We start from the raw sequence: 494 nt of genomic DNA on the forward strand, positions 1-494 counted from the left end.
GCGGAAGGGGCTGTCATGGTCGGGCCGCTGGAAGACGCAGAGGTCGGTGACGATCATGTCGACCACATTCCTGCCGGTCAGCGGCAGGGTGCAGGCCGGGATGAACTTGGGGCTGCCGTCCTTGGACACATGTTCCATGACGACGATGATCTTCTTGACACCCGCGACCAGGTCCATCGCGCCGCCCATGCCCTTGATCATCTTGCCGGGGATCATCCAGTTGGCGATGTCGCCATTTTCCGCAACCTCCATCGCGCCCAGAACGGTGAGGTCGATATGCCCGCCCCGGATCATCGCGAAGCTGTCCGCGCTGGAGAAATAGCAGCTCTGCGGCAATTCGCTGATCGTCTGCTTGCCCGCATTGATAAGGTCGGCATCCTCCTCCCCCTCATAGGGAAAGGGGCCGATGCCCAGCATGCCGTTCTCCGACTGCAGCGTCACTTCCACGCCGGCGGGGATATGGTTGGCCACCAGCGTCGGTATGCCGATCCCCA

At 62.3% G+C, this 494-nt stretch carries 1 protein-coding gene; it reads right to left on the bottom strand.

The window, feature by feature from the left end:
- Nucleotides 1-494 (bottom strand): 3-oxoacid CoA-transferase subunit B (locus MRBLSP13_RS18900; protein WP_363756059.1); only part of this gene is annotated, 494 nt, incomplete at both ends.

Origin of the sequence: Sphingobium sp. LSP13-1-1.1 (assembly GCF_040676415.1) — a bacterium.
Lineage (GTDB): Bacteria > Pseudomonadota > Alphaproteobacteria > Sphingomonadales > Sphingomonadaceae > Sphingobium.